Source organism: Paracoccus sp. pheM1, assembly GCF_018499825.1.
GTDB classification, from domain to species: Bacteria; Pseudomonadota; Alphaproteobacteria; order Rhodobacterales; family Rhodobacteraceae; genus Paracoccus; species Paracoccus versutus.
In genome coordinates, this window is the sequence record NZ_JAGXCX010000002.1 from 315,615 (window position 1) to 339,307 (window position 23,693).

Below are 23,693 nucleotides of genomic sequence, written 5' to 3' on the forward strand. Positions count from 1 at the left end.
GAAAGCAATAGCATGCGCAAGGGCGTCAAGCGAAATCTGCGCGGATCGTGGATTCAGGGCAGCAGATGGCTGACCTCAGCGCGGGAATAGATCCTCGCGCTGCCTCCTGCCGGCCGTATCCTGTTGGTATCAAGCCGCGCCTGAAGCTCGCTCCATGCTAGGCGTGCTGTAACGCCTAGAGTGCGAAAACTGATGAACTGATCGTGGAATGCCTCACGGTCGGCCGCGCTCATCCGCAGTTGCGCTCCGCCCCGAGGTCCGCGCACCTGCTGATATGACAGTCCGTTTCGGCGAGCGAATGTCATTAGGTCGCTGGGCCGCAGCCCTTGCGAATAGGCAAAGGCGTCCATCGAAATCGCCTCGCCCTCCTGGCCGACATGCCCGAGATTCACCAGAACAGAGGCAAAGCCCGACCGCTGCAGATACTTCCCGACCCGCGCCAAGCGCCCCGAACGGATGTCTTCGATGATTTCGGGAAAAGTTCTCTGCAATCTGTCGGACGCTTCGTCCAGACTGCACCAATCATGCATCGCGACGTAGATCGGCTCGGCGCCAAGCAGCAATTCGTCGATCAGATCCTGCGCAGCCCATGCGTTCCAAAACCCACCTGCGGTGGTCTGAAACAGCCCCGCATCCCGCGCCTGTGCAAATTGGTGCGGCGGAAGCGACAGGGCCTTTCGGAATTGAGGTTCGGCCAGACCGTGCGGGAACACCGTTCTCGCTTCGGCAGTGTCGATCAGCCTCCATTCCGGCGGGCAGCGCCCATCGCCCGCAGCAGCGGCCAGAACGTCGGAATCGGACACCTGCATCAGCCGCACCACGGCTTGTTGCGACATGCGCCCGCGTTGCAAAACTGGTTCGGCCAACACCTCGTCGCCCGGTGCGAGCGGCCAAGTCTCCAGCATGTGTCGCCGGAGGATTTCACGAAATGGCCGCAATTCCTCCGGGCATGGATCCACGGCAAGAAGATCATGAAGACCACCGAAGATCTTGCGCGGTCCTTGCTCGGGCTGGCCCATCAGATGCTGCAATTCGCTCAACGCAGCGCGCAGGCCTTCCTCGCCGCCCACGCAAAGCCGAAATCCGACATCGGCGGGCCACCATTGCTGATCCTCTGGAAGGGAACGCCATTTCCGCAGCTTCGTCGCGATCAACGCCCGGCCCAACTCGAAGCAGAATTGCGCCGAAGCATGGAGATCGAACCGGTCAAGCCAATGGTCGCAAGCAGCGTCCCCCTCGATCCTACCCAAGAACCATAGCTCGAACTGAGAAGGATCCCGCGTCTCAGGACGCAACTGAGCAGACAGTTCAAGTTCCGGCAATCGTTTGGCGACATCGTATCGCTCAAGCTTGTCCTGAACAGTCCACAACGCAACCAGTGGTCGCCTATGGTCGGGGCAGATTGTGACGAAAGGCAAGGACCAGATACCACGCAGTCCCGGTCGGGTTGTGACGCAGTCAAGGCAGCCGCGCACCTCCTTGCCTCCGACGCTGGCGGCCGGAAAGCGAATGCCAGCGAACCAAGCCTCGCCGTCGCGGATCTTCAGCGTTCCTCGTTGTAGCTCAGCTATCGAAACACCGGAAAGCTCGGCCAGCCTCTCAAGGATGTGCGGTTGTCCCGCGATCAGATCGTGCGGATTGATGCCCATGTCACGAAGGAATTCGCGCAAGGACACAAGGTTTGCCCGCGCCAGACGCGACGCCAAGGACATCGCGGTCTCACCAGGGATGGGAAAAACGGAAAGAGGAAGCTTCGACATGCAGCCCGGATAACCATTCCTCCTGGCTCCCGCCACCTCTCAGATGGTATTTGCAGTCGGTAGGCGCGGCACCACACTTTGGCCACCAGTCGGTGCCGAGAGCGTGCCGTGGCGGGGGCTTTGGGGACGAAGCTGCCGCTCCTGGGGGAAGCCGCCGCAGTAGCCGCCCGTCACACTTCTGGGACGAAGCGCCCTGGAGATATCTAAACTCACAAGTCTTCTGTAACTGAAGCTATGGTCTTGCACCGCAGTAATGGTTAACCTCTTGCCTCATCTGTCTGCTGTCGAGCATGGAGCCGACGGAGCAGCAGGGCGGTCAGTCAGTTCAGCAGATGAGGCGGTGAGTTGCAGGATATCCAAGGTGACGACAAGACACTCGAAGTGTTGCTTTCCGGGTCAGCATTCGGGATCGATTACTACCAGCGTGAATACCGGTGGAAGAGAAAGCAGCTTCAGGAACTTGTGGATGATCTCTACGGGCAGTTTTCGCAGACGTGGAACCCCGGCACACCACTAGAAAAGCAGTCGAAATACTTCCTCGGCTCCATCGTCATCAGTAAGGCCGGCGATGTGCGCAACATCGTTGACGGCCAACAACGCATAACGACATTGACGCTGCTTCTGATCTATTTGAACCATCTGCAACAAGGCCACGCGAAGAAGGTCAACAAGGTCGAGCAGTTGGTTTTTGACGAGGACCCAGGCGGCCCCAAGTTCAAGCTCGACATCCCAGAACGCAACGACTGCATGTCAGCCTTACTTAATGGCGAAGACTACAACCCTGAGGGTAAATCCGACTCTGTTCGTAATCTGGTAGATCGTTACGACGACTTGGATGACATCTTCCCAAAATCCATGTCGCCTGACGAACTCAACATGTTCATATGGTGGATCATTCGAAACGTGAAACTTATCGAGATCACAGCGAACGATGATGGCGACGCTTACACGATCTTCGAGACTATGAACGACAGGGGCCTCTCCCTCACTCCTACAGACATGCTCAAGGGCTATCTGCTAGCCAATATCGAGGATTCAGACAAACGGCTTGAAGCGGACAAACTGATCAAATCCTACCTGACCAAGTTAGCCGAGTTTGGAGACAACACCGAGGCAGATTTCTTCAAAGCCTGGCTGCGGTCGCAATATGCCAAGCGAATAAGGGAGCGGAAGAAGGAGGCCAAGAACGAAGACTTCGAACTGATCGGCACGGAGTATCACCGGTGGGTGCGCAACAACGCCAAAGAGGTGGGGCTGAAAGCCAGCAATGATTTTTACGAGTTCATCGTCAAGAACATGCGCATCTTCGCGGACCTATACCTGCGGCTCCTCAAGGCGTCCGCCACTCGCCAAAAGGGGCTGGAGAGTGTCAAATACAACGCCGATGCGGGCTTCACGCTCCAGCACCATATCATCCTCTCGGCCGTAAATGCGGATGATGACAAAGACACCGCCAAGGCCAAGATGGGCGTTGTTGCCGACTTTATCGATAGTTGGCTGAATGTCCGATTCTGGAACTACAAATCCAATAGCTATTCTCAGATGCAATACGCGGCCTTTACCGTAATCCGTAGCATCAGAGGCAAGACATTAGCTGAGGTGCGGAAGATACTGCAAAAACGGCTGAAAGAAGAGTTCGACGAAAACGACTTCGAGAACCCCGTGCGACTCAATCAGTTCACTTCTAAGGCGATCCATCGGCAATTGGCTCGCTTCACCGATTGGCTGGAACAACAAGCCGGAGAGCCGGGACGATATGAGCATTACATCGTGCGCTCGGGCAAGAACGCCTATGAGGTCGAGCACATCCTTGCCGACAAATTCGACATGTTTGCCGAAGAATTCGAGGACGCTGCCGCCTTTGAGGAATGGCGCAACTATATCGGCGGGCTGCTCTTGTTGCCCAAAAAGGTGAATGCCAGCTTGGGAAGTGCCACTTACAAGAAAAAGCTGCCGCATTACCTGAAGGCAAATGCGCTCAGCCAATCGCTGCATCCGGATTTCTACAAGAACAATCCCGGTGTGCTGAAAGCGATCAAAACACACGACCTGGCATTTGAAGCCCATGATAAATTCGACGGGGACGACATCGAACAACGCTCCGATGTCTACTGCTCTCTCGCTTCCCTGATCTGGTCACCGGAGCGGTTGATAGGGAAAACAATGTGAAGCAGCCGTCCGCTGCAGTTTGTTCTGAAGTTTGCTTTGGGCTCTGCACGTCGTTTCACAGCCCATGCCGCTAGCCTCTCAAGATATGGCCGCAGCCTTATGGCGCAAGCTGATTGATCGGCCGAGCGCGGCCCCCTTACGCTTTTCCTCTGCAAGCCGAGTAAGATTTCCAAGCAATGTGCGGCGCACCTCATGCACATCGCATTTCCAGTGTTTGGCGATCTCATCCATCGTCGATAGAAGTGCCTTCTTCGGATAGATCCCGTCTGGCGTGGATGCGAAGGGGGCGTCCGTCTCAGTGAGAACCCGGTTTCTAGGAATCCGGTCGATCATTGCTGCGGCCCTTTTGCTCCGCATCATGGGAAGGCCAACCGAAAACCAGGCCCCCATCTCCACTGCGCGATCGAGATCCCGGATAGACCCGCTGAACCAATGGAAGATCGGAATGCCGCAGCCGGGCTCACGGGCAAGAAGTTCGAGCACCTCACCACTGGCGTGCCGGCTGTGGAGCGACAGGATCTTCCCGCCTGTCGCCGCACAGGACCGCAGGATGCGCGCCAGAACCTCGCGCTGGAGAGGCAGGCTGCCAGCATGGTCGGAGCCGCCATCCAGTCCGATCTCGCCGACGTAGGAGGTGGTCGGCACCAGCTTGCAGAAAAGATCGGTCTCGCCATGGCGATCCCGAACAAGCTGAGGGTGCAGACCCAAGGCAGTCCTGATCCTTTTCGATGATGCGGAGAGCGCTTTTGTCCCCGCATATGCCTTGGGTGTTGTCGTCACAGAAAGCGTGTAGATCCCTGCTGCCTCGACCTCCTTCACCGCCGCCGTAGGCTTCGCAAAAAGATCCAGATGGCAGTGGAAATCTATCAAGCTCTTATCCCTTCCCGTCGGAGATAGTCGCCCACCTCCTGCAATCCGCGGCTGTAAACACCGAACCAGCCATCCCGCTCTCTCCGGACCAGAGGCAATGGGCCGCTGGCGGCGGCGCGCATCCTGACATCCCCGACCCCGTAGGACGACGCGAGCACCATGGCGAGGAGATCGTCCCGAAGGTCAGTCTCGGACCAGGCTTCCTGCAGATCATAGCGATATGGCGTATCATCGTCGACACCCGCCGAAGCGAAGGATGCGCGCCGGATCAGGCACGGCACGCAATATCCGCAATGCATGTTCTTTCGCTTCCACTTGCCGCACGACATCGTTCCGGTGAGCCCTCTTTGCCGGCCCGCCGCAACTGCCTCCGCCACCATTTCGCCTTTGGTCTTGTGACGAAATTCGTTCTTCAGGTCGACGCGCAGTCCGATCTGATCGAGAATCTCCTGGATGAGGGCAAGGAAGTGCGGGTGTGTCGTGCGGGTGCTGTGCGATCCTATCCGCCTGCGCGTCAAGGGCGCGTTCAGCGCGATGAACCCGTTTTCGGGGACGAAAGCCTCGACCCTACCATGGCCGCCGCCTCTTACGTGCAGTGCCGAGGCAGCCACGGCGGCATAGGCCAGAAAGCCGAGGCTGCGTGTCCTCATCGTCGTGTCGTTCGGCGTGCCATCGGTTTTCGCAGGATGAGCGTTCGCCGCAAATCGAGGAAGCATCTTGCCGAGATGCGGTGCCGAAAGTTCCTGGTATCTCTTGTCGCCGCGATAGGCATGGCTGACCAGCAGTGGCGTTCGACCCTCAGCCACGAGTTTTCCGACCCCGATGAAGCTGTCCAATCCGCCGGAGAAGAGCGAGACGCAGTCGGCTGCGCCGATGTCAGTATAGGATCGACGACGGGCGATCACGGCCCTCGACGGGGGCCCGGCTCCGTCCGCTCTCAGCGAGAGCTTCCACTGGTCCCCGCTCAGGAAGCTCAGTGCGCGTTCAAGTTTCTCGACGACAGGGGTCCAGGTCGTAGGCTGAGCCAAGGGGATCTCGAGCTGGAAGCTCCTCGTCCATCCGCTGCTCGCCCATTTCGACCGCCGGTCAATGAATGTATCCGCTGCGATCACCGCCAGAGCAATCGTCAGGAAGTCGAAGGCTTTGACGTCAACCTGAACTCCAAGCGCAGCCACCGCGGCAGGCAATCGGTTTCCCACGGAGCCGGTGAAAGGGCGACCGGGTTTTGCACCGTATAGGATGATGTCGAGCCGGCCATCCTGCTGAGCATTGGGCAGGCTGGCTTCATCGACGTGGAATACGAGCCTAATCACCGTGTGCCTCCCAGATGGCCCAGACATCGTCGAGCGTTTTTCGCATGAAGCTGTGTATTTCCGCGCGCGGGACGTTCGTCCGACCGTCGAGCTGGGGGCCAAGGGTTACCTCGATGATCGCGCGGATCGTTTCGAGCAAACGGCTTTCAGCACCCGGAGTGGCGTTCGCCGCGGCCTGTGACCATGTCCCACCTACTTCTTCGACGATCTCCTGAAAGACGGCTTGGCTCAGATACTCTCCTAGGATCCTCTGGACGGCGTCTTCGTCGAGGCGATCGGGATCGAAGTCTGCGGTGCCAAGAACCTCGATCATCGCCTCGTTCATCGCCCCGCGGATCTTGTCGGCATCGCCATTCGGCGGCACCAGGGCATCTGTCAGGCGTTGGCACACGACATCGATGGGTTGCCCTGCGAGTTGATCCTTCGTAATGCCGCGCGTGTCAGCGAGCCCCCCGTCTCCGGCGATCGAAGAAAGCACAGAGTAGAGATCGCTGCCCGACGTGTAGACAGCGCCGAACCTGCGGGGGCCGACACCACGTCCGCCCGTCGCACTTCGGGCATAGTGACCGAGGGCCTTGTCGAGATCGGCCTGCTTCCCAGACTTGAGGTAAGTCCCGAAGGCTCTCCGGAAGGCCCGGAACCTCTTAGGTTCGAGATCGGGCAGCGGTTCTCCCGGACTGTCGTCTGCCCATGGTGGCACCAGCGACTGATCGGTTCCGGATCCCTTGGAAGATGCGGAGGTTCCCATGTTAGCTCTCCTCGAGACCCTTCATCATAGCCACCATCCATGGTGGTCGTTCCGGCAGGCCCTCTACGAACCGAACGAGCCGAAGATGAGCGTCCGGAGATAATTTCGCGAGCAGGCCCGCCCCGCGGAAATCCGGTCGGATCGTTGTCCAGTCCGCATTGCGGGACATGGACGCGCACATCTCCTCCATTGCTTCGTCGGCTTCGCGGAAATCGATTTTCTCCAAAGCTGCCTGCGACGCCTTCGACCGCACCGACACCGTCTTTCGCAGAATGTCGATCGCCTCGAGCGTGTCGGCACTGAGCCCGCGCATCGTGGCTTTTACAGGGAGGGTCTCACGGGATAGGTAGACGGCAGCGCGCAAGTCGACGCCTGCGAGCGCAGGTTCGAGCTTCAGCCAGTCGGAAAGGAAAGTCCGGTGCTTTGCCCACTCCTTAGGGAGGAGGGTTTCGAGCGCGTCTTCTTCGGCAACGGCCTCCAGTTCCGCGAACTTCGCGACTGCCCCATCGGGCGAAGAATTGACGAGCTGGCTGAAGGCCTTGATGGCTTCGCCGTCGGTGCATCTTTCAAAGAGCGCGAGTTTCGCGATGAGGGAATCGTCGAATGGCATTCCCCGGCGTCTGGCAACGGTCGAACGCATCCGAATGACGTTCAGCAACCGCTTGATGATCCGCGGGTTTCCTTGAACACGCTCAGCATACGCGAGCTGACGCGCGATGGTGTCCATGGTGTCTAGCGTGCTTCTGAGCGGATGCGCGGCACCGAGGCCCAAAATCCGGCTGATGTCTTCGACCTTTACCGCAGGTTCATTAGACCAGCTTCGGCGAAGCTTCTCGATCAGATGAAGACGAAGGGCCTCCACCTTGTCAGCATCGATTTTTTCCCTCACGGCCGCCAGCATGAATAGATAAGCTCGGACCTCCTGCAGGCCCAACTTCGGCACCCGCACAGGTATGTTAATGAGCTTGTCGAGGTAGTCGGTGACGTGTCGGCTCCCAGGCTCATCGAAATGCTTAGATACCGCATGACGGATCATATCCTCGTCGGCAGCTACGACAAAGGCCGTCTTTGGCAAGAACAGGAAGAGGCGCATAGCCTCCATCGTGGCGATGGTGTTGGCGGGCAGGCAACGGTCCAAGTTGTCGACGAAGACGATGAGTCGCCGGTCCAAAGCCTCCAGAAGGGCCGCGAACTCGAGGCGGAAGGCCGCAATTTCAGCCGGCGGGCTGCGTTTTTCCTTCTCGGATAGCAAACCACCGAATCGCTTCTTGCCGTCTTCGGCTCCTTCGCGAACATCCGCTATATCCTCCGCGTCACCTTCACCCTGGACAAGGTTCTGCAGAGCTCCGGCGCCTTTTGCCAAAGCTCCGAAAGTCGGAATTCCCATTGCCAATGCACCGAGATCAAGCGCGACGCCGAGCGCTTTCACCTTGTTCACCCGCCGGACGAAACTGGCCGCCTGTTCTTTCATGCCGTCTGGCGTCGCGTCGTAAAGATGCTTGGCAATGACGGTCATCAAGGCAGATTTTGCCTCGTCGAAATCCTGATAGAGCCAGGCGTCAAACTCGACGACTAGATATCTCTCGTCTTGAAGTCCTGCTCCGGTGAGTTTCAGGAGGCTGGATTTTCCGACGCCCCATGACCCGTATACCCCAATTGAGGTAGGAAGCATGTCATCGTCCGAAATGATGTCTACCAACATTTCGGAGACTTCGGAGTAATTCAGGTAGTCAGTATTGCTCTCGGTATCAGACCACATTTATCATTCGCAGTAAAAAATGGATACTCACATCAATGACTACCTGACGCGGAAATATTTCAGGAAATCATGGCATGAGCAGCACAATGATGGACGTTGTAAGGTCAATCTGTAAACCCCTCATGCAGAGGGTAGGTGAGATTTTTCGTGCTGGCGCTGCGGCAACGCAATGAACACAGTAGCACGGAAACTCCGACCGTGGTCCCGACTTACTGGAGGTGCGAAGCCGCTTGTTAGGCCCGCGCTCTCTCCACCATGCCGAAAAGATCCCGCGGATCATCGGGATCCGCCAGCATGTCGAGGTGAACCGCACCGGGTTTGCCGGAGGCTGATTTCGTTTAGTTACGCGGCCATAACTTCAGTTTCCATAGCCACATGGAAGTTGGCCTCTGCTTCGGCGGGCGGGATGTTCCCGATCGGCTCCAGCAGGCGGCGGTTATTGAACCAGTCCACCCATTCGAGTGTGGCATATTCCACCGCTTCGAAGCTGCGCCATGGCCCGCGCCTGTGAATGACCTCGGCCTTGAACAGACCGTTGATCGTCTCGGCCAAGGCGTTGTCGTAGCTGTCACCGACACTGCCGACCGAGGGCTCTATCCCGGCCTCTGCCAGCCGTTCACTGTAGCGAATGGACAGGTATTGCGATCCCCTGTCGCTGTGATGAACCAGCCCCATCCCTTTTGCCGGACGTCTGTCATGGACAGCCTGTTCCAAGGCGTCGAGAACGAAGCCGGCATGAGCCGTGGTGCTGACGCGCCAGCCGACGATCTTGCGAGCATAGGCATCGATGACGAAGGCAACGTAGGCAAAGCCCCTCCAGGTCGCGACATAAGTGAAGTCGCTGACCCACAACATACTCGGGGCGGGCACCCGGAACTGGCGGTTCACCTTATCCAGTGGGCAAGGCTGCTTCTTGTCTTGGATCGTCGTCCGATGCGGCTTGCCCCTGATAACGCCCTGAATGCCCATGATCTTCATCAACCGGCCAACGGTGCAGCGGGCGACGTCGACCCCCTCACGGCACAGTTGCCGCCAAACCTTGCGCACACCATAGACCTGATAGTTGGCCTCGAACACACGCCGGATCTCTGGCTGCAATGCCGCGTCCCGGCGTGCCCGATCTGACAACCGTGCAGGATCGGATCTCTTGGCCAGATGGGGCTTTCGCGTCTACGGCGGTGAAGACAACGTTATCGCTTGCAACACATCCCTCAAGTCCTCGCGGGCATACAGCTGGCCGAAATCCATCCCATCAACCTGAACCCGGGGCACCCGCCTGACCTTCAACAAATGGCTAACGCCCTGCCAAGCTCGGCCAAGTTCGTCGGAGAGGGTGAGCAACGTCGCGTATCGCTGGTGGAAACCACGAAGGTCCGCAGGTGTGATGTATCTTTGCATTGCCCCTGAGGCTGGGTTACGCGTCTCCGTAGACGGGGTCAACCCCGACATGACCAGCCGACGGGCTGCTGGCCAGCGCAGTCCGATGGCTTTCGCGAACGTTTCCATATTCAGAAGATCATCGGTGCTGCTGCGCGCGGCAATCAGTTCGTTGGTATTCACCATAAGGCTTCGATACCCGTATGCGCCCTGTAGCCTGCTAAAACGCGAAAGGCGCCCATCAAGGCGCATCTGAAGGATTTCGCCAGGAGGCACACGAAGCCGCAATCCCGCGGCGCTCACCTGCTCCCATTCCGCGTCGCCCTCCGATACCTGAACCGCATCATTCAGAAAGCCGGATAAGAACGCTTGAGCCTCGTCGGGATCCCAGAGCGGTGCCAAGCCCTCTCCCTCGAAACTCGGTTTCAGGAATCTCGCGGCGCGCAAGGTGTCGACCTGGGATTTGGACATGTTCAAGAGCGTCAGAATATCCTTCAGCGTGACCGCCTTTGCGGCGCGTGCCAAGAAGTCCTTGGCCTCGTTCGCGTCGAACAGCTCCCAAGCCGCAAAGGTGCCCTGACCACGCGGCGTCACGTAACCATTCGCTGCCAGCATCGCGCGCAACCTGTCACGCGGCACTCCCGTCTCCTTGGATGCGGTCACCACCGAATGGAGACGCCGCGCCGGAAGGATTTCCCCAAGGACGGCTTGCCCCGACGCGATCGGCCAGGTCTGGAAGATATGGTCGCGCAGGATGGCGCGAAACGGCTCGTAGGCCGGACTTGTCAGATAACGGTCCAGATTCCCGTAGAGGACGCCGAACCGACGCGCCGGACCGTCGTTTGGCGAACCACCGCCGTGCTGCATCTCAGATAGAACCGCGCGGAAAGCCTCCTCCCCATTGGACAATATGTCGAAGGCGGTGCTGATGGCGGCGTGCCGTTCGCCGCCCTTCATATCGCGTAGTTGCGGGAAGGTATCTCGCATAAGGCTGCGGCCCAGCAGATCACAGACATCGGTCGCGGCCTGGAAGTCGAACTGATCCAGCCAGGTCGACCCCAGCTGTCCCCGCAATCGGGCCGCTAGCCACAGATCATAGGGCGCAACCCGATACTCCACCCCGGTCACATGACGCCAATCAGCTTCAGCAAACCGGGAGGCGGTATCCAATCGGCGGCGCTGGTCACCCTCCGTCCATAAGGTTGTCAGCCATTTTCCATGCCGCGGGCAGACAAAGACCAGGTCGTGCAACCACTCCACACGGATTGATGGAAGGTTCGTCGCATGGTTGCCCTGTTCTGCGGCATCTTCAGCGAGGCAGGAGAGGCAGCAACGCATGTCATGCCCGGACAGGCGCGCACGGTTGATGACCATCCTGTGCAGCATCGTTCTTCGCGCGTCGAGATGGCATGGCGTCGTCGCCATCAGGATCTTTATAGACGCTCCGGATAGATCGGCAACCTGTGCGACGCTCTCCGGATCGCCTGCAAGGACCGCGGCCCAGTCGATGCCCATATCGTTGCAGAAATCGTCGGTCGCGCAAAAGTTGCGCGCGGCCAGCCTCGACAGAAGACTGAAGGCGGGCTCACCTGTGCGATGCTCAACGGTTAAGGATAAGGCGGTCATCCCGGTCCATAAATTCTGCTGCTGTCCTTCGATAACCATAAGAAACCGCCGGCTCAAACAGGTTTTCGACCTGCATCTGCAACTTCATTTTTCGCAAATTCATGTTTGTTGTCAGGTGGTTGACTCGAATCGACCACTGCATCAAAGATGAGGGATCATTTTCTGCTTTGGATTTTCACGGGTTCAGCGGAGTCTCCTCCTCAGAAGAGAACCAGCAGAGGATCCACGCCCGAAAAGAGAAAGCGCACCCGAAGGTGCGCCCAGAGTTGGGGCGAAAGCCGCCCGATGTGTATTGCCACCGTAGAAGCCAAGAATGGCTCTGGCAAGAACGGCTTTCGGTCCTGAAATCGAAATTACACCCGGTCAGCATCTGTCTGTCCGGGACAGGAGAAGTCATGTTTAATCGCGAACACTGGGATCCGACGCCCCCCAGGCTGGAGAAGCAGCCACCGCTGGAAATCCACCCGATCCATGGGGTGCTGCCCTTTGCGGGCAGCCGCAACCCTTTGACCCGCAGCAACACCGCCCGCCGTGTCTCGATGACGTTTTCCACGCCGCATCTGAATGGGGCGCAGCAGGTCTTCCTGTTCGAAAGCGAGCTCGAGAGCGCCGTCGCGCTCGAGGTGATGCTGTCGCCTGACTTTTATCACCTTGAGGTTCAGCTTCCTCCGATCTTTTACAACACGCATCTGGAAAAGCCTCCCCGGCATCACTTCGACCTTCGGGTGACCTTCCGGGACGGCCATCGGCGTCTGTTTTTCGTCCGCAATGCCGAGAGCTTGCGGCACCAGAACACCACGGACGAAATCGCCGCCATCTATGCCGCGATTCCGGCTCACCTCGGGGACAGCTTCGTGGTCGCCAGCGGTGAGCATTACAGTCGCGCCCGTCGAGATAACCTCCGCAAGATCTGGGATTTAAGCCAGGATATCGACCCCGATGCGGATCTGTATGTGCTCGAGGCGGCGAGAACCCGCCCCTACAGCTTGGCAAAGGAGCTGGTGAGCGCATGCCATGACCTTCCCAGATCCGTCGCGATGCACTCCATCTATCGCCTGATTGGTCAGAATCTTCTGACTGCCAACTGGGATGCAACGATCAATAAATACTCGCGGGTCTGGCCAACAAAATGACTGCCCGGCCTGTCTATAACATTCCGCGCGGATCCGAGTTGATCCTCGACGGCCACCGCTGGAAAGTGGTGGGCGTCGCGCGTGATGATATCGACGTGGAGGCCGAGGACGGCACGCAGAGCAGTTTGACCCGCGACCGTGTCGAGGAGGCAATCCTCGCCTCGCGCTGTGAGGTGGTGACGCCCGCCGATGCCGAAAACCGCAAGGCGCTGCTGGATTATACCGGCGGCTTCGAACGGCTTGATCAATTGACCACGGAGCAGCAGGCGCTTGTGCGCGACCGCCAATTGTTGATGCGCGCCCTGACGCATCTCGAGGCAAGCGGTCAGAAACTGACGCAACGCCATCTCGATCACCGGGATACGGTCTCCGAAATTCGCCGTCTGGCCCACCGCATTCTGGAGGATGAGCACGGCTATAGCGCTGAGCGGGCACGGCGGCAGGTGGCGGATCTGAAGATCATGCGCGGTCGCACCCTGCAGGAAGACTTCCGGCTCTATCAGCGCTTTGATGGCAACCCGGTCGCGCTGATGGACCGTCATCATATGAAAGGCCCTCAAGGAGAGGCACGGAAGAAGCTCGATCCCTTCCAGGAACGTTTCATCCGGTATGTCCTCGAGCACTGGTTGAAACCCGTCCAGGTCAAGGTCGCGTCGCTTCTCCGCATGGCGAAGGAAGCATACGAGAAAACCGCCGAAGGTTGGCAACAGCTGAGCTGCTATCCGTCGATTACGACCATTCGCACCCGCATCAAAGCAATGTCTGCCACCCAGAAGTGCATCGGGCGCGAAGGCATCCGACAGGCAACCAATCTTATGGGTGCCGGGTCGACGGACATTCGCGCCGTCATGTTCGGTGAGCGCGTCGAGAGCGACGAAGTGCTCTTGTCTCTCATGACCAACGCGAATGGCGGCGTGACTGTGAAGACGATCGCGAAGAAAAACGCCAAGGATGAACCGGACAAGGGGGAAATGTTCCGCTGCTGGCTTTCGGTTATGCTTGATATCGCGACGCGCATGCCCCTCGCGTGGGTGATGTCGGAGACCCCGAACGCCGACAATACTCTCGAGCTTTTGCGCATGGCGATGCGCGACAAAACCCGTGAAGCCGCCAAGTATGGTTGTTCACAGACGCCCGCTCCGGCCGTCCGCATCATGACGGCCAACGCAGACAATGGCCCTGCCCTGCGGAATGGCACCGTTCGTGCGGCGCAACTTGGCACCGGCTCCAGAGTCTCCGACGGCAGGACCTACCACGCTACCGACAAGCCATATGTCGAAAGCTTTTTCGGTCCGCTGCAGTGGGATGTCCTTAACTTCCTACCGGGCTATGTCGGGAGTCGCCCCGGTGAACTGCCAGGCTACGATCCGAAGAAAGCGGCCGCTCTCACACCCGACATGGTCTACGGCATCATCACCCGCTACTTGATCGATGAATATCCATTGCGGCCGCATAATGGCACCGGAATGTTCGGAGCCTCCCCAAAGCAAAAGCTCGAAGAGGTTTTGCGCGACTATCCGACCCTCACTCCGCCCAGCCCGTCCGAGCGCCGACTGCATCTGGGGCTGAAAAAGCAGCTCACCGTCACGTCCGAAGGGGTGAGGCCATTTGGCTTTCCCTACAACTCGACCGCGCTTCAGCGTTGGGCCGACAGATCGCCCGAAAAAAAGGTCAATGTTCACATCGACCCGGACTTCCCCCGACAGGTCAGTATTACGATCGAAGGCAGCACCGAGGTGATTGATGCGCAGCTGACGATGACGGCCCTGTTCGATCTGACACTAAGCGAAATGGTTGAGGTAACCACGGATGCCATTCAGCGTCGACCGGACCAGTGCCGGATCGAGAACCAGCACCTGAAAGATGCCCGGGCACGCAGGACCATGGAGTCAGGCTTCTTCGCACCGGCAAATCTGCCTGAAAGCTGGACCCTGCTCGAACGCCTGGAGCGCCAATCCGAGCAGCTGCTATCGGTCGAAATCGTCCCGCCGGGCCCACTTTCGCCGAGGCCGAACCTGATGGATCGCGGCCCGTCGAGCACCGCCCTTCCCCTCGCTCCGTCGGCACAATCCGTCGAGCCCAAATCTGCAGCCCAGGAAGCTCCCAAGCAGCGGGTGTTCCGTAAAATCGAAAGAGATCAATCGTGACCAATCCCTTCGTCATCGAGGAAATTGCCGAAACCGCCAGCAAACATGCCGTGTGGCACTACCCTTTTGAACGGGGTGCCAGGATTCAGCAATCGGTGGCACAGATCTTCAGTCGTCATTTGGGCGGTTTGCGCAGCGGCAGCAGGTTCGAAACCGAAGGTCTTCTGGTGACCGGCAAGTCCGGCGCTGGGAAAACCAGCGAGGTCAACCACATTATCAAAAGCTTCAACGAGAGCGGGCCCATGCTCCCCGACGGCAGTAGGGCACGGATCGTTTCCTGCATGTTAGATGCCAAGGGTGGCTGGAAGGGCCTCGGAACCATGACGCTCGCAGCCTTGGGCTACCCTCTTGCCGACACCGCCCGAAACACCCAGATTCAGATCTGGCGCAAGGTCACTCAACAGGCCAAGGGGCAAGGCGTCGTCGGAATCTACTACGACGAGGCCCAGCACATTTTCCGCAGTAAATCCGAGCGCGAACAGCTTGCCATTCTGGATTCGCTGAAAACCCTGATGAAGTCGGAGGAATGGCCGCTGATCCTGATCTTTTCCGGCGTTCCTGAACTCCATGGCTACCTTTACCAGGAAGAGCAGCTGTTCCGCCTTCTGACCGAGGTGGAACTGAAAGACATCGAGCTTCCGGAAGACTTCGACATCCTGCATGAGCTTGTGTCGAACATGGCGCTGGACGCCCGGCTCAACCCTGCGCCGGCACTTGCGACCGAGGATTTCTACCACCGCCTGGCCACCGGCGCGGGGTTCCGCTGGGGCCTCGCGATCATGATCACCAGCCGCGCCATCGAAGCGTGTCACCTTGCCGGCAGCGATGTCCTTTCGGTGGATCATTTCGTGCAGGGATGGTCGAGCAAGACCGGAATGGTCCCCGTGGCATCGCCGTTTCTCAACAAGCACTACGTTTCGGCATTCCCGAAGGACAGGCTGTTCTGGAAGCAGCGCATTGGTGAGGAGACGGCCTGAGACGCCGGGTGGAACGGCCGTCAACCCGGCGATCGTTTTTCGCATAAGGTTCGACCCGAAATTGGCATGCAGGGGCCACTTTCGGTGCCCACCAGCACGAAAAGGCGACTCCAATAGCCTCCACGACGGATTTCCATTGCATGAATTCGTGTGAGTCAATTCCTGGCTCGAATGCGAGAATTCAACGTAAGTATATGTTATAATTGAAAAGAATCGTTGACGGCCCCGCTCAGTGTGGCAGGATCCATATTGAGTTGGTTGCAGTTGCTCAGCTTCATCCAGATGTCATCGAGCACCTCCGGCTGACCTGAAGCCGGTAGTCGATCCCTTGTCATCCATCCAGTCCGCCGAGGCTTGTGATGCCCCGGCCATGTCGAACGCTGCTTGCTAGAACGGAGTAACCGCAATGCCGCCAGATCATCGACTTGAAGACCTTTTTGCCCAGGCCGCACTCTACGACCTTGTCGATGCCGGGCCCACCGCTGCCGATCTTGCGCAGGCGCCCATGCTCGATCGCTGGGTCGCGATGCAGGACCGCGTCGGGCGTGTGATCCTTTTCGGAAGTGTCATAGATCACCCGCGCCTCGGTAACCGCGACATCCACACCTCCCAAGTCTTTGGGTTGGATGCCGCCGGGGAATGGGCACGCACATATAACCGCTGGTATGTGCTGGGCACACCCTATCCAGGACGCGGAAAAGACGCGTTTAGGCTCCCAACACTCCACACTCTATCCGGCCCAGATGAAATTCGCGCCGTTCTGGCTGCGGAGGCTGGCATGCTTCGCGCGCTCCTAGCTCGAATTCGAAAGCAATGACTCGCGGTGTTCTGGCGGCACACAACCCCGTTCGGTGCCTCCGGGAATGCCAGGCCAGCGCGAATGCAAGATCCCTATGGCCTGTAACTAATCCCCCACTCATCGAGGATGCGTCATGCCGCTCATTCCCATCGCCTGCTTTTCCTTCCCCGATCCGGCATTCACAGCAGGGCCCATCGAGGAACGTTTGCGTAGATATCTGCTGCAGATCCTCATGGCAAAAGAGAAAGACGACCGCTTCAGCCCTCCCGGTCAGCCACCCGAGGAGTGGTCAGAACTCGATTTGCCTCTGGCCAAAACCCGCCGCATTCGTCAACGCGCCGCCGATATTGCGGCCTGCCATGCCAATCGCTCGCCCGTTTCCAGACTGAGACCAGAGGACCAGAAACGGCTCACTCCGATCAAAGCGGGGGTCCGGGGTGTCAACATCCCCAGTGAGCACCGGGCGGATGAAATCGCGGCAGCCCTACAAGACGAGTATCCTTGGATGAGCCAGGCCAATGACAAAATATGGCATGCTATGCGGCGATCTGTGCGGCACGGTGATCCCGCCTTCCGGATGCCGCCCATGGTGCTCTCCGGCCCGCCCGGGATCGCGAAAACCCATCTGGGCAGCACGCTCGGAGAAAAGATCGGCGTGCCCAGCCTGATTTATGAATCCACCAGCCAAGGCGCTTCATTTGGCCTAGTCGGATCCCAAAAAGGCTGGTCCAACGCAGAACCAGGTCAGCTGATCGACATGTTGCTGACGGAGCGCGTGGCTAATCTGGTTGTGGTCGTCGACGAGTTGGAAAAAGCTGGCTCGGTCATGTCGAGCAAAGGCCATGTGTTCGATCTCGCTGCCTCGCTGCTGCCCCTCCTCGAACCGATGAGCGCGCAGCGCTGGACTTGCCCGTATTTCAAGTTGCCGTTCAATCTGAGCTGGATCAACTGGATCATAACCGTCAACGACCATAGATCCTTGTCCGCCCCGCTTCTGAGCCGATGCCCACCTGTCCTTGTCTCGTATCCCACCCGTGAGCACTTTGTCCGCTTCGCCAGTCGTGAAGGGCGGCGCAGGGAACTGTCAGATATCTCGATCGAGGCAATCGGCGAAGCGCTGACCTGGGCCATGAAGAAAGGTCATCAGCCCGATCTCCGCGTGGTGCTGCGCATGCTCGATCTTGCAGAGGACCTCGAAAACCGCCCCACGCTGCACTGAGGCAGCGACCCCGCGAAACCCGCCAGCACGGATGATAACATGGCACTTTCTCCTGAAAACCGCGCCGGACTGGATCGGGCGCTCGAAGCCATCGCTGAAGCCGAAGCAGGTCCGACCGTGGCGGATCTGACCGGTGCCCCGACTATCGATCATTGGCGCCCACTGCGATCAGGTTCCCACACAGTCGTGCTCTGGGGTAATGTCTCCGGGCACCCCCTGCTCGGTCGCGACACCACGACGACAAGCCCCCTCCTGGCGATCGACGTAGAGGCAAGATGGGCAAGGACGAAGTCGCGATGGTATGCCCTCGGACGGCCCTTTGCGGCGCTGGAAGCCGAGCTTGCCAAAAGCATGGGTGTCGAAAGGCCGGCGACCGACTTCATCCAGTTTGCGCTGCCTGGGTATCTTCCTCTGGAAAGCCCGGATCAGCTGCCTGAGCTTCTGGCCAATTACATTGCTTGGGTGCGTGAATTCGATGCGGCTGACCGAGCAGCTGCCGGACGGGAGGGCTGAATGCACTGGTTCACCGCCGATCCGCACTATTCGCATGCCAATGTCATCCGATTCTGTGATCGTCCGTTTCCCGGCACGGACGCGATGAACGCCTTCCTGCTCGCCGAGTGCTGCAGTCGCGTCGGGCCTGATGATGACCTCTGGATCTTGGGGGATTTCACGGCCGGAAAGACCACAAATGCCCAAAGAGATGAGGTGCAGCGCATTTTCTACGCCTTGCGCGGGCGCAAGCACCTGATCAGGGGCAACCATGATCAAGATTGGGTTTGCGCGCTGCCTTGGGACAGCGTTTCGGAAACTGCCGACATCGTCGTGGACAAGCGACGACTGTTTATGTGTCATTATCCAATGATCACCTGGCCCGGCGCACGGCACCAGGGGTTGCAACTGTTCGGCCATGTCCATCAGAACTGGCGGGGCAGCCGCAACTCCGTCAACGTCGGTGTGGATGTCTGGGATTTCCAGCCGGTCACGCTGCCCGAAATCGAGCGCCGCGCAGCCGGCCTGCCGGTCAACGCGCATTGGGATCAGGTCGAACCGGGCCGCGCCTGGCCCACGGTTCTTTGTGTGGGCTGCGGCCGGATCCTCGATCCGGCCCTGGTCTCCGGCCACGCCGTGGTGCGCAAAGGGCAGATCGTCGTGGCCGCGACGGGTGAGACGATCGTGCTATTAGGAGAGGCCATGCGCAAATGGCTGCCGGAGGGCCGGCATGTCTGCCCGGAATGCATCGGCGGCTACCTTTCCGTCAGCGAGGTCACGCTGCCCGCCGGATTTACCTTCGATGAGACGCGGAACCGGGCCGTTCCCAAGGAGACATAGGATGCCGCCGGAAAAACCCACTGACCAATCCGACGTCGAGGACCGCCTCCTCGCTAGCATCGAGCTGGTCGGTGCGGCGCAAGCCTGCGCATTGTTGCGCATCGAAACGGATGACCCGGAAGGCGCCATGCAGGCCATTGTCCGCGATGATGCCATCATTGCACTGGTTCACGACGGCAGGACCGTGTTCCCACGCTGCCAGTTCGACGTGGGAAAGGGCCGGGTTTTCGATGTCGTCAGCACCATCCTGAAGCGCAGGACGGCTCGCATCAGCAACCTGAGGCTCTGCTACTGGCTGACCCGCGCCCATGTCGATTTCGGCGAAGCGCCGGCGCAACGGTTTGGCCATGATGACACGGCAATCCTCGCTGCATTCAGGCGATACATCGAGCCAAACTGTCACGGATGATCGCCGGTTGCCGAAGAACCACAGCACCGCTCGGTGCGAGACCGAACAGCATGGCGGCCGTCAGTCCCGACATGGTGCCACGTATCGCCTTGAATTTTCTTCTCGCACAGGGTTGTGGTAAGCACGACAACAAGGGCGACATTATTCGATTGCCCAAATGACGAGGGCAGCATGGCAATCAAGAAAAGCGACATTTACCGATCCCTGTGGGACAGCTGCGACCAGCTTCGCGGCGGCATGGATGCCTCGCTTTACAAGGATTACATTCTCACGCTGCTGTTCGTAAAATACGTATCCGATCGGGCTGGCCAGAAGGATGCCTTGATCGACGTGCCGGAAGGCTGCTCGTTCGACGATATCCGTAAGCTGCGCGGCACCAAGGACATCGGCGAAGGGATTGATGTTGCAATCGCCAAGCTTGCGGAGGCCAACGATCTCAAGGGCGTGATTGACCGGGCCTTCTTCAACGACCCGGAAAAGTTCGGCAACGGCGACAAGAAGACCAAGACCCTTACCGCTCTGATCAACATCTTCAGCCGTGAGGAGCTGAACTTCAGCCGCAACCGCGCCGACGGCGACGACATCTTGGGCGATGCCTACGAATACCTGATGCGGAACTTCGCGACCGAGTCCGGCAAGAGCAAAGGCCAGTTCTACACTCCGGCCGAGGTGTCGCGCGTCGTGGCGGCCGTCGCCGGCGTCAATCGGGCCACCAGCCCCAGACAGACGGTCTATGACCCGACCTGTGGATCGGGATCATTGCTGCTGAAGGCCGCGGACGCCGCTGGTGTCCAACTGACCATTTATGGCCAGGAATTCGACATCACCACGCGCGGCCTCGCCAAGATGAACATGATCATGCATGGCCGTGAGGACGCCGAAATCGCCCAGGGTGACGTCATCGCCGAGCCTCAGTTCAAGGCGTCCGAAACAGCCATTCAGACCTTTGACTTCGTCGTGGCGAACCCGCCGTTCTCAACCAAGGCTTGGGGTTCGGGGCTGTCCGCCAACAACCGTTTTGGCCGGTTCGACATTGGCATGCCGCCCGAGAAGAACGGCGACTTCGCATTCCTGCTGCACATCCTCGCCTCGATGAAGGCCACCGGCTCGGGCGCGGTCATTTTGCCGCATGGCGTGCTGTTCCGCGGCAACAAAGAAGCCGAACTGCGCGAAAAGATTCTGAAACGCGGCTATGTCAAAGCCATCATCGGTTTGCCTGCGAACCTGTTCTACGGCACCGGAATTCCGGCATCGATCATCGTGCTGGACAAATCTGGCGCTTGCGAGAACCGCCCGGTCTTCATGATCGACGCCTCGCGCGGGTTCATCAAGGACGGCAACAAGAACCGTCTGCGGGAACGCGACATCCACAAGATCACCGATGCCTATACCCGCGAGCTAGAGATCGCGGGCTATTCGCGCCTCGTCCCCTATGCCGACATCACGCGCAACGATTTCAACCTGAATATCCCGCGCTATATCGACGGCTCCGATCCCGAAGACCTGCAAGACATCGAGGCGCATCTGAAGGGCGGTGTGCCGGATCGTGATCTGGATCTGCTGGACGATTTCTGGAAGGTCATGCCGGGCGTGCGCAGTGCCCTGTTTGGGCCGAACTCCCGCCCCGGATACTCGGACCCGCTGGTCGAACCCGAGGATGTGCGCACCACGATCCGCAACCATCCCGAATTCGGCGCCTTCCGTGACCGTGTCCACGCGATCCTGGACGGGTGGGCTGGCGCGAATGCCCCGCTGCTGGATGGCATCCGGCCCGGCGACAATCCCAAGGCACTGATCCATACCATCGCCGAGGATATGCTGGAGCGTTTCGCCGACGCGCCGCTGATCGACCAGTATGAGGCGTATCAACGCCTGATGTCCTATTGGTCGGGCGTGATGCAGGATGACGTATTCATCATCGCCCATGACGGATGGGATGCCGCCAAGGAGCTTCGCGAAGCGCGCAAGGAGGTCGACAAGGACAAGAAGGTCAAATGGCTGGAAGAGGCCGACCTCACGGTGAACAAGGTTCGCCTTGTGGCTGATGTCATCAAGCCTCCCCTGATTGTTGCCCGCTTCTTCCCTGAACTTCGGGAGGCGCTGGACGATGCGCATGCCAAAGCCGAGGAACTGGGCCGTGAGATCGAGGAACTGGTCGAAGAACACGGCGCCGAGGGTGCGCTGTTGGCCGACGCCCTGACCGATGCGGGCAAGTTGACAGCGGCATCTATCAAAGCGCGCACGAAATCGGGCGAAGCAGAGCCTGAGGAGATGAAGCTTCTGAAGCAGGCGGCCAAGTTGATGACTGCTGAAGCGGCAGCGAAGAAGGCGGCCAAGGATGCCGAGGACGCGCTGACCGCCGCGACCTTGAAGAAATATCCCGCCCTGACAGAGGACGAGATTCGCGCTTTGGTCGTGGATGACAAATGGCTGACCGATATCGCCGAACTGATCGAGACGGAGATTGAAGCACGGACAGAGCAGCTCACCGCTCGGGTTCGGGTGCTAACCGAACGTTATGGGTATACACTGCCGAAGATGGCCGAAAAGCTGCAAGCCCTTTCTTCAAAAGTGGATGGCCACCTTCGTGCTATGGGATATGCGGCATGACGGCCGGTCCACTCACTTCCCTGCCTTCGGGTTGGTCGCTGACCCCGGTTGGAGATTTACTCACATTCAAGAACGGGCTGAACAAGGGCAAGGTATTTTTCGGATACGGCACGCCCATTGTTAACTACATGGATGTTTTCCGTCACACCGGGATTCGTGCCTCAGATGTGAAAGGGCTGGTAGATGTCAGCAACGCAGAAAGGAAAGCATTCTCCGCTCGGAAGGGAGATGTTCTTTTTACGCGAACATCGGAAACGCCAGAAGAAGTCGGAGTGTCTGCCGTTCTGTTGGACGACATTGAAAATGCGGTATTCAGTGGATTTGTCTTAAGGGGCCGACCCGTTTCTCATCGCCTGACCTCAAACTACGCCAGATACTGTTTTTCATGATCAACAGTCCGCAGCCAGATTATCTCGTCGGCAACTTACACCACGAGAGCACTCACGAACGGGCGCATCCTATCTAGGGTTCTGCTGCCGCTTCCCGACGATCCGAAGGAACAACTTGCCATTGCCGAGGCGCTTTCGGATGCGGATGCGTTGATTGAGGGGCTGGAGCGGCTGATCGCGAAGAAGCGGCTTATCAAGCAGGGTGCGATGCAAGACCTCCTGACAGCCAAGCGCCGCCTTCCGGGGTTCTCGGGGGAGTGGCAGGCGGCGCTCGTTGGCACCATGCTCAAAATGCAGGTCGGTTTCGCCTTCTCTTCTCAGCATTTCACGCAAAGTCAGTAACCGCCCGATTGTTACCGCGGCGACAGTGCCTTGATGCGGGCCAGTTCGGCGCGCAGTTCGGCGGCAACGTGATCCTTGATCGCAGCCAGCTTCCGCGCCAGTTCCTTGGAACCCGTCACCAGCTTAGCCATTGGCGGTAGCTTCCGGTTCAACGTCAGCAATGCTGATAACCTGGCGTTTCACGCCTGCCAGCAAGTCGCGAACGCCGAAAGGAAGCTGATAGGCGCTGGCGAAAGTGACGGCCTCGCGGGCCTCATACTGATGCGCGATCAGCATCAGGGCGGCTTGCAGCATCAGCGGATTGTCTGCGTCGAAAGGCAGGCCGGTATAGGACGCCACCCACGCCTCGGCCACGTTGCCGTAGTGGGTCAAGATCGCGTCGTCGGCAGTCTCATCCGGCAGAAAGTTCAGGTGCGCCTTCACCAGGGCAACGGGCATGGGCATAACGGGTCACTCGCAAACATACACGGTTCATAAGTGGGTGTGATGATATCACGTTGCAACCATAACAAAAAGTTATATTTGGCCTATCTTGCGCGCGCCTCCATCCGCCGGTTCCCGAGATAGGGCGAAAGTTCAGACCTACCCCCCCGGATAAGTAACTACTTACCTACTTTTGGTTCGCGAAGTCGCCTATCAGTTCACGCAGTTCCTCGGCGTCACTCTCAACCGGCTGATAGATCGCTGCATGACCTACCTGCACCCAACATATAT

19 protein-coding genes and 1 pseudogene are annotated in these 23,693 nt (G+C 58.9%); 11 read left to right on the plus strand and 9 right to left on the minus strand.

The window, feature by feature from the left end; genetic code table 11:
- Positions 1–53: 53 nt before the first annotated feature.
- The gene (locus KF941_RS15625) at positions 54–1,760 is read right to left on the minus strand and encodes a TniQ family protein (protein WP_214273877.1); all 1,707 of its coding nucleotides are present in this window, start codon (positions 1,758–1,760) and stop codon (positions 54–56) included.
- A gap of 345 nt (positions 1,761–2,105) precedes the next feature.
- Between KF941_RS15625 and KF941_RS15630 the strand changes: the two genes are divergently transcribed.
- On the plus strand, positions 2,106–3,929 hold the full coding sequence (locus tag KF941_RS15630; protein WP_214273878.1) for a DUF262 domain-containing protein: 1,824 nt from the start codon (positions 2,106–2,108) through the stop codon (positions 3,927–3,929).
- 78 nt (positions 3,930–4,007) lie between these two features.
- On the opposite strand, the gene qatD is transcribed toward KF941_RS15630, so the two are convergent.
- The 6 genes and pseudogenes from qatD to KF941_RS15660 form a co-directional block, all read right to left on the minus strand.
- Positions 4,008–4,799, minus strand: coding sequence for a Qat anti-phage system TatD family nuclease QatD (qatD, locus tag KF941_RS15635; protein ID WP_214273879.1), 792 nt, complete (start codon positions 4,797–4,799; stop codon positions 4,008–4,010).
- The gene (qatC, locus tag KF941_RS15640) at positions 4,796–6,112 is read right to left on the minus strand and encodes a Qat anti-phage system QueC-like protein QatC (protein WP_214273880.1); all 1,317 of its coding nucleotides are present in this window, start codon (positions 6,110–6,112) and stop codon (positions 4,796–4,798) included. Before qatC ends, qatD begins: the two co-directional genes overlap by 4 nt.
- Positions 6,105–6,860, minus strand: coding sequence for a hypothetical protein (locus KF941_RS15645; protein WP_214273881.1), 756 nt, complete (start codon positions 6,858–6,860; stop codon positions 6,105–6,107). The genes qatC and KF941_RS15645 overlap by 8 nt, the downstream gene beginning before the upstream one ends.
- Before the next feature lies 1 nt (position 6,861).
- Complete coding sequence (locus KF941_RS15650) at positions 6,862–8,619, minus strand: P-loop NTPase fold protein (RefSeq protein WP_214273882.1); 1,758 nt, start codon at positions 8,617–8,619, stop codon at positions 6,862–6,864.
- A gap of 342 nt (positions 8,620–8,961) precedes the next feature.
- Positions 8,962–9,774, minus strand: a pseudogene (locus KF941_RS15655) (IS3 family transposase); the annotation flags it as partial.
- A gap of 15 nt (positions 9,775–9,789) precedes the next feature.
- Complete coding sequence (locus KF941_RS15660) at positions 9,790–11,661, minus strand: TniQ family protein (protein ID WP_214273883.1); 1,872 nt, start codon at positions 11,659–11,661, stop codon at positions 9,790–9,792.
- Between the two features lie 356 nt (positions 11,662–12,017).
- Here KF941_RS15660 and KF941_RS15665 point away from each other — a divergent pair, with 356 nt between their 5' ends.
- From KF941_RS15665 to KF941_RS15675, 3 genes are read left to right on the plus strand one after another with little or no spacing between them, the layout of a single operon-like run.
- Positions 12,018–12,755 (plus strand): hypothetical protein, encoded by a 738-nt coding sequence (locus KF941_RS15665; protein WP_214273884.1) that lies wholly within the window; start codon positions 12,018–12,020, stop codon positions 12,753–12,755.
- Positions 12,756–12,793: 38 nt separating this feature from the next.
- Positions 12,794–14,902, plus strand: a complete 2,109-nt coding sequence (locus tag KF941_RS15670; protein ID WP_214273885.1) for a DDE-type integrase/transposase/recombinase — start codon at positions 12,794–12,796, stop codon at positions 14,900–14,902.
- Positions 14,899–15,879, plus strand: coding sequence for an ATP-binding protein (locus KF941_RS15675; protein WP_214273886.1), 981 nt, complete (start codon positions 14,899–14,901; stop codon positions 15,877–15,879). Before KF941_RS15670 ends, KF941_RS15675 begins: the two co-directional genes overlap by 4 nt.
- Before the next feature lie 331 nt (positions 15,880–16,210).
- On the opposite strand, the gene KF941_RS15680 is transcribed toward KF941_RS15675, so the two are convergent.
- Positions 16,211–16,456 (minus strand): hypothetical protein, encoded by a 246-nt coding sequence (locus KF941_RS15680; RefSeq protein ID WP_214273887.1) that lies wholly within the window; start codon positions 16,454–16,456, stop codon positions 16,211–16,213.
- 355 nt (positions 16,457–16,811) lie between these two features.
- Between KF941_RS15680 and KF941_RS15685 the strand changes: the two genes are divergently transcribed.
- The 7 genes from KF941_RS15685 (at position 16,812) to KF941_RS15715 (ending at position 22,979) form a co-directional block, all read left to right on the plus strand.
- Complete coding sequence (locus KF941_RS15685) at positions 16,812–17,897, plus strand: AAA family ATPase (protein ID WP_214273888.1); 1,086 nt, start codon at positions 16,812–16,814, stop codon at positions 17,895–17,897.
- Between the two features lie 39 nt (positions 17,898–17,936).
- Positions 17,937–18,410 carry a DUF6634 family protein gene (locus KF941_RS15690; RefSeq protein ID WP_214273889.1) on the plus strand — a complete coding sequence of 158 codons (474 nt, stop codon included), beginning with the start codon at positions 17,937–17,939 and terminating at the stop codon, positions 18,408–18,410.
- Complete coding sequence (locus tag KF941_RS15695; RefSeq protein ID WP_214273890.1) at positions 18,411–19,229, plus strand: metallophosphoesterase; 819 nt, start codon at positions 18,411–18,413, stop codon at positions 19,227–19,229.
- A gap of 1 nt (position 19,230) precedes the next feature.
- Positions 19,231–19,638, plus strand: a complete 408-nt coding sequence (locus KF941_RS15700) for a hypothetical protein (protein ID WP_214273891.1) — start codon at positions 19,231–19,233, stop codon at positions 19,636–19,638.
- Positions 19,639–19,809: 171 nt separating this feature from the next.
- Positions 19,810–22,248, plus strand: coding sequence for a class I SAM-dependent DNA methyltransferase (locus tag KF941_RS15705; RefSeq protein WP_214273892.1), 2,439 nt, complete (start codon positions 19,810–19,812; stop codon positions 22,246–22,248).
- Complete coding sequence (locus KF941_RS15710; RefSeq protein ID WP_214273893.1) at positions 22,245–22,637, plus strand: hypothetical protein; 393 nt, start codon at positions 22,245–22,247, stop codon at positions 22,635–22,637. The genes KF941_RS15705 and KF941_RS15710 overlap by 4 nt, the downstream gene beginning before the upstream one ends.
- Positions 22,638–22,787: 150 nt before the next feature.
- Positions 22,788–22,979: a hypothetical protein gene (locus KF941_RS15715; protein ID WP_214273894.1), complete on the plus strand. Its 192-nt coding sequence runs from the start codon at positions 22,788–22,790 to the stop codon at positions 22,977–22,979.
- Between the two features lie 123 nt (positions 22,980–23,102).
- On the opposite strand, the gene KF941_RS15720 is transcribed toward KF941_RS15715, so the two are convergent.
- Positions 23,103–23,417 carry a head-tail connector protein gene (locus KF941_RS15720; RefSeq protein WP_240540447.1) on the minus strand — a complete coding sequence of 105 codons (315 nt, stop codon included), beginning with the start codon at positions 23,415–23,417 and terminating at the stop codon, positions 23,103–23,105.
- Between the last annotated feature and the right edge of the window lie 276 nt (positions 23,418–23,693).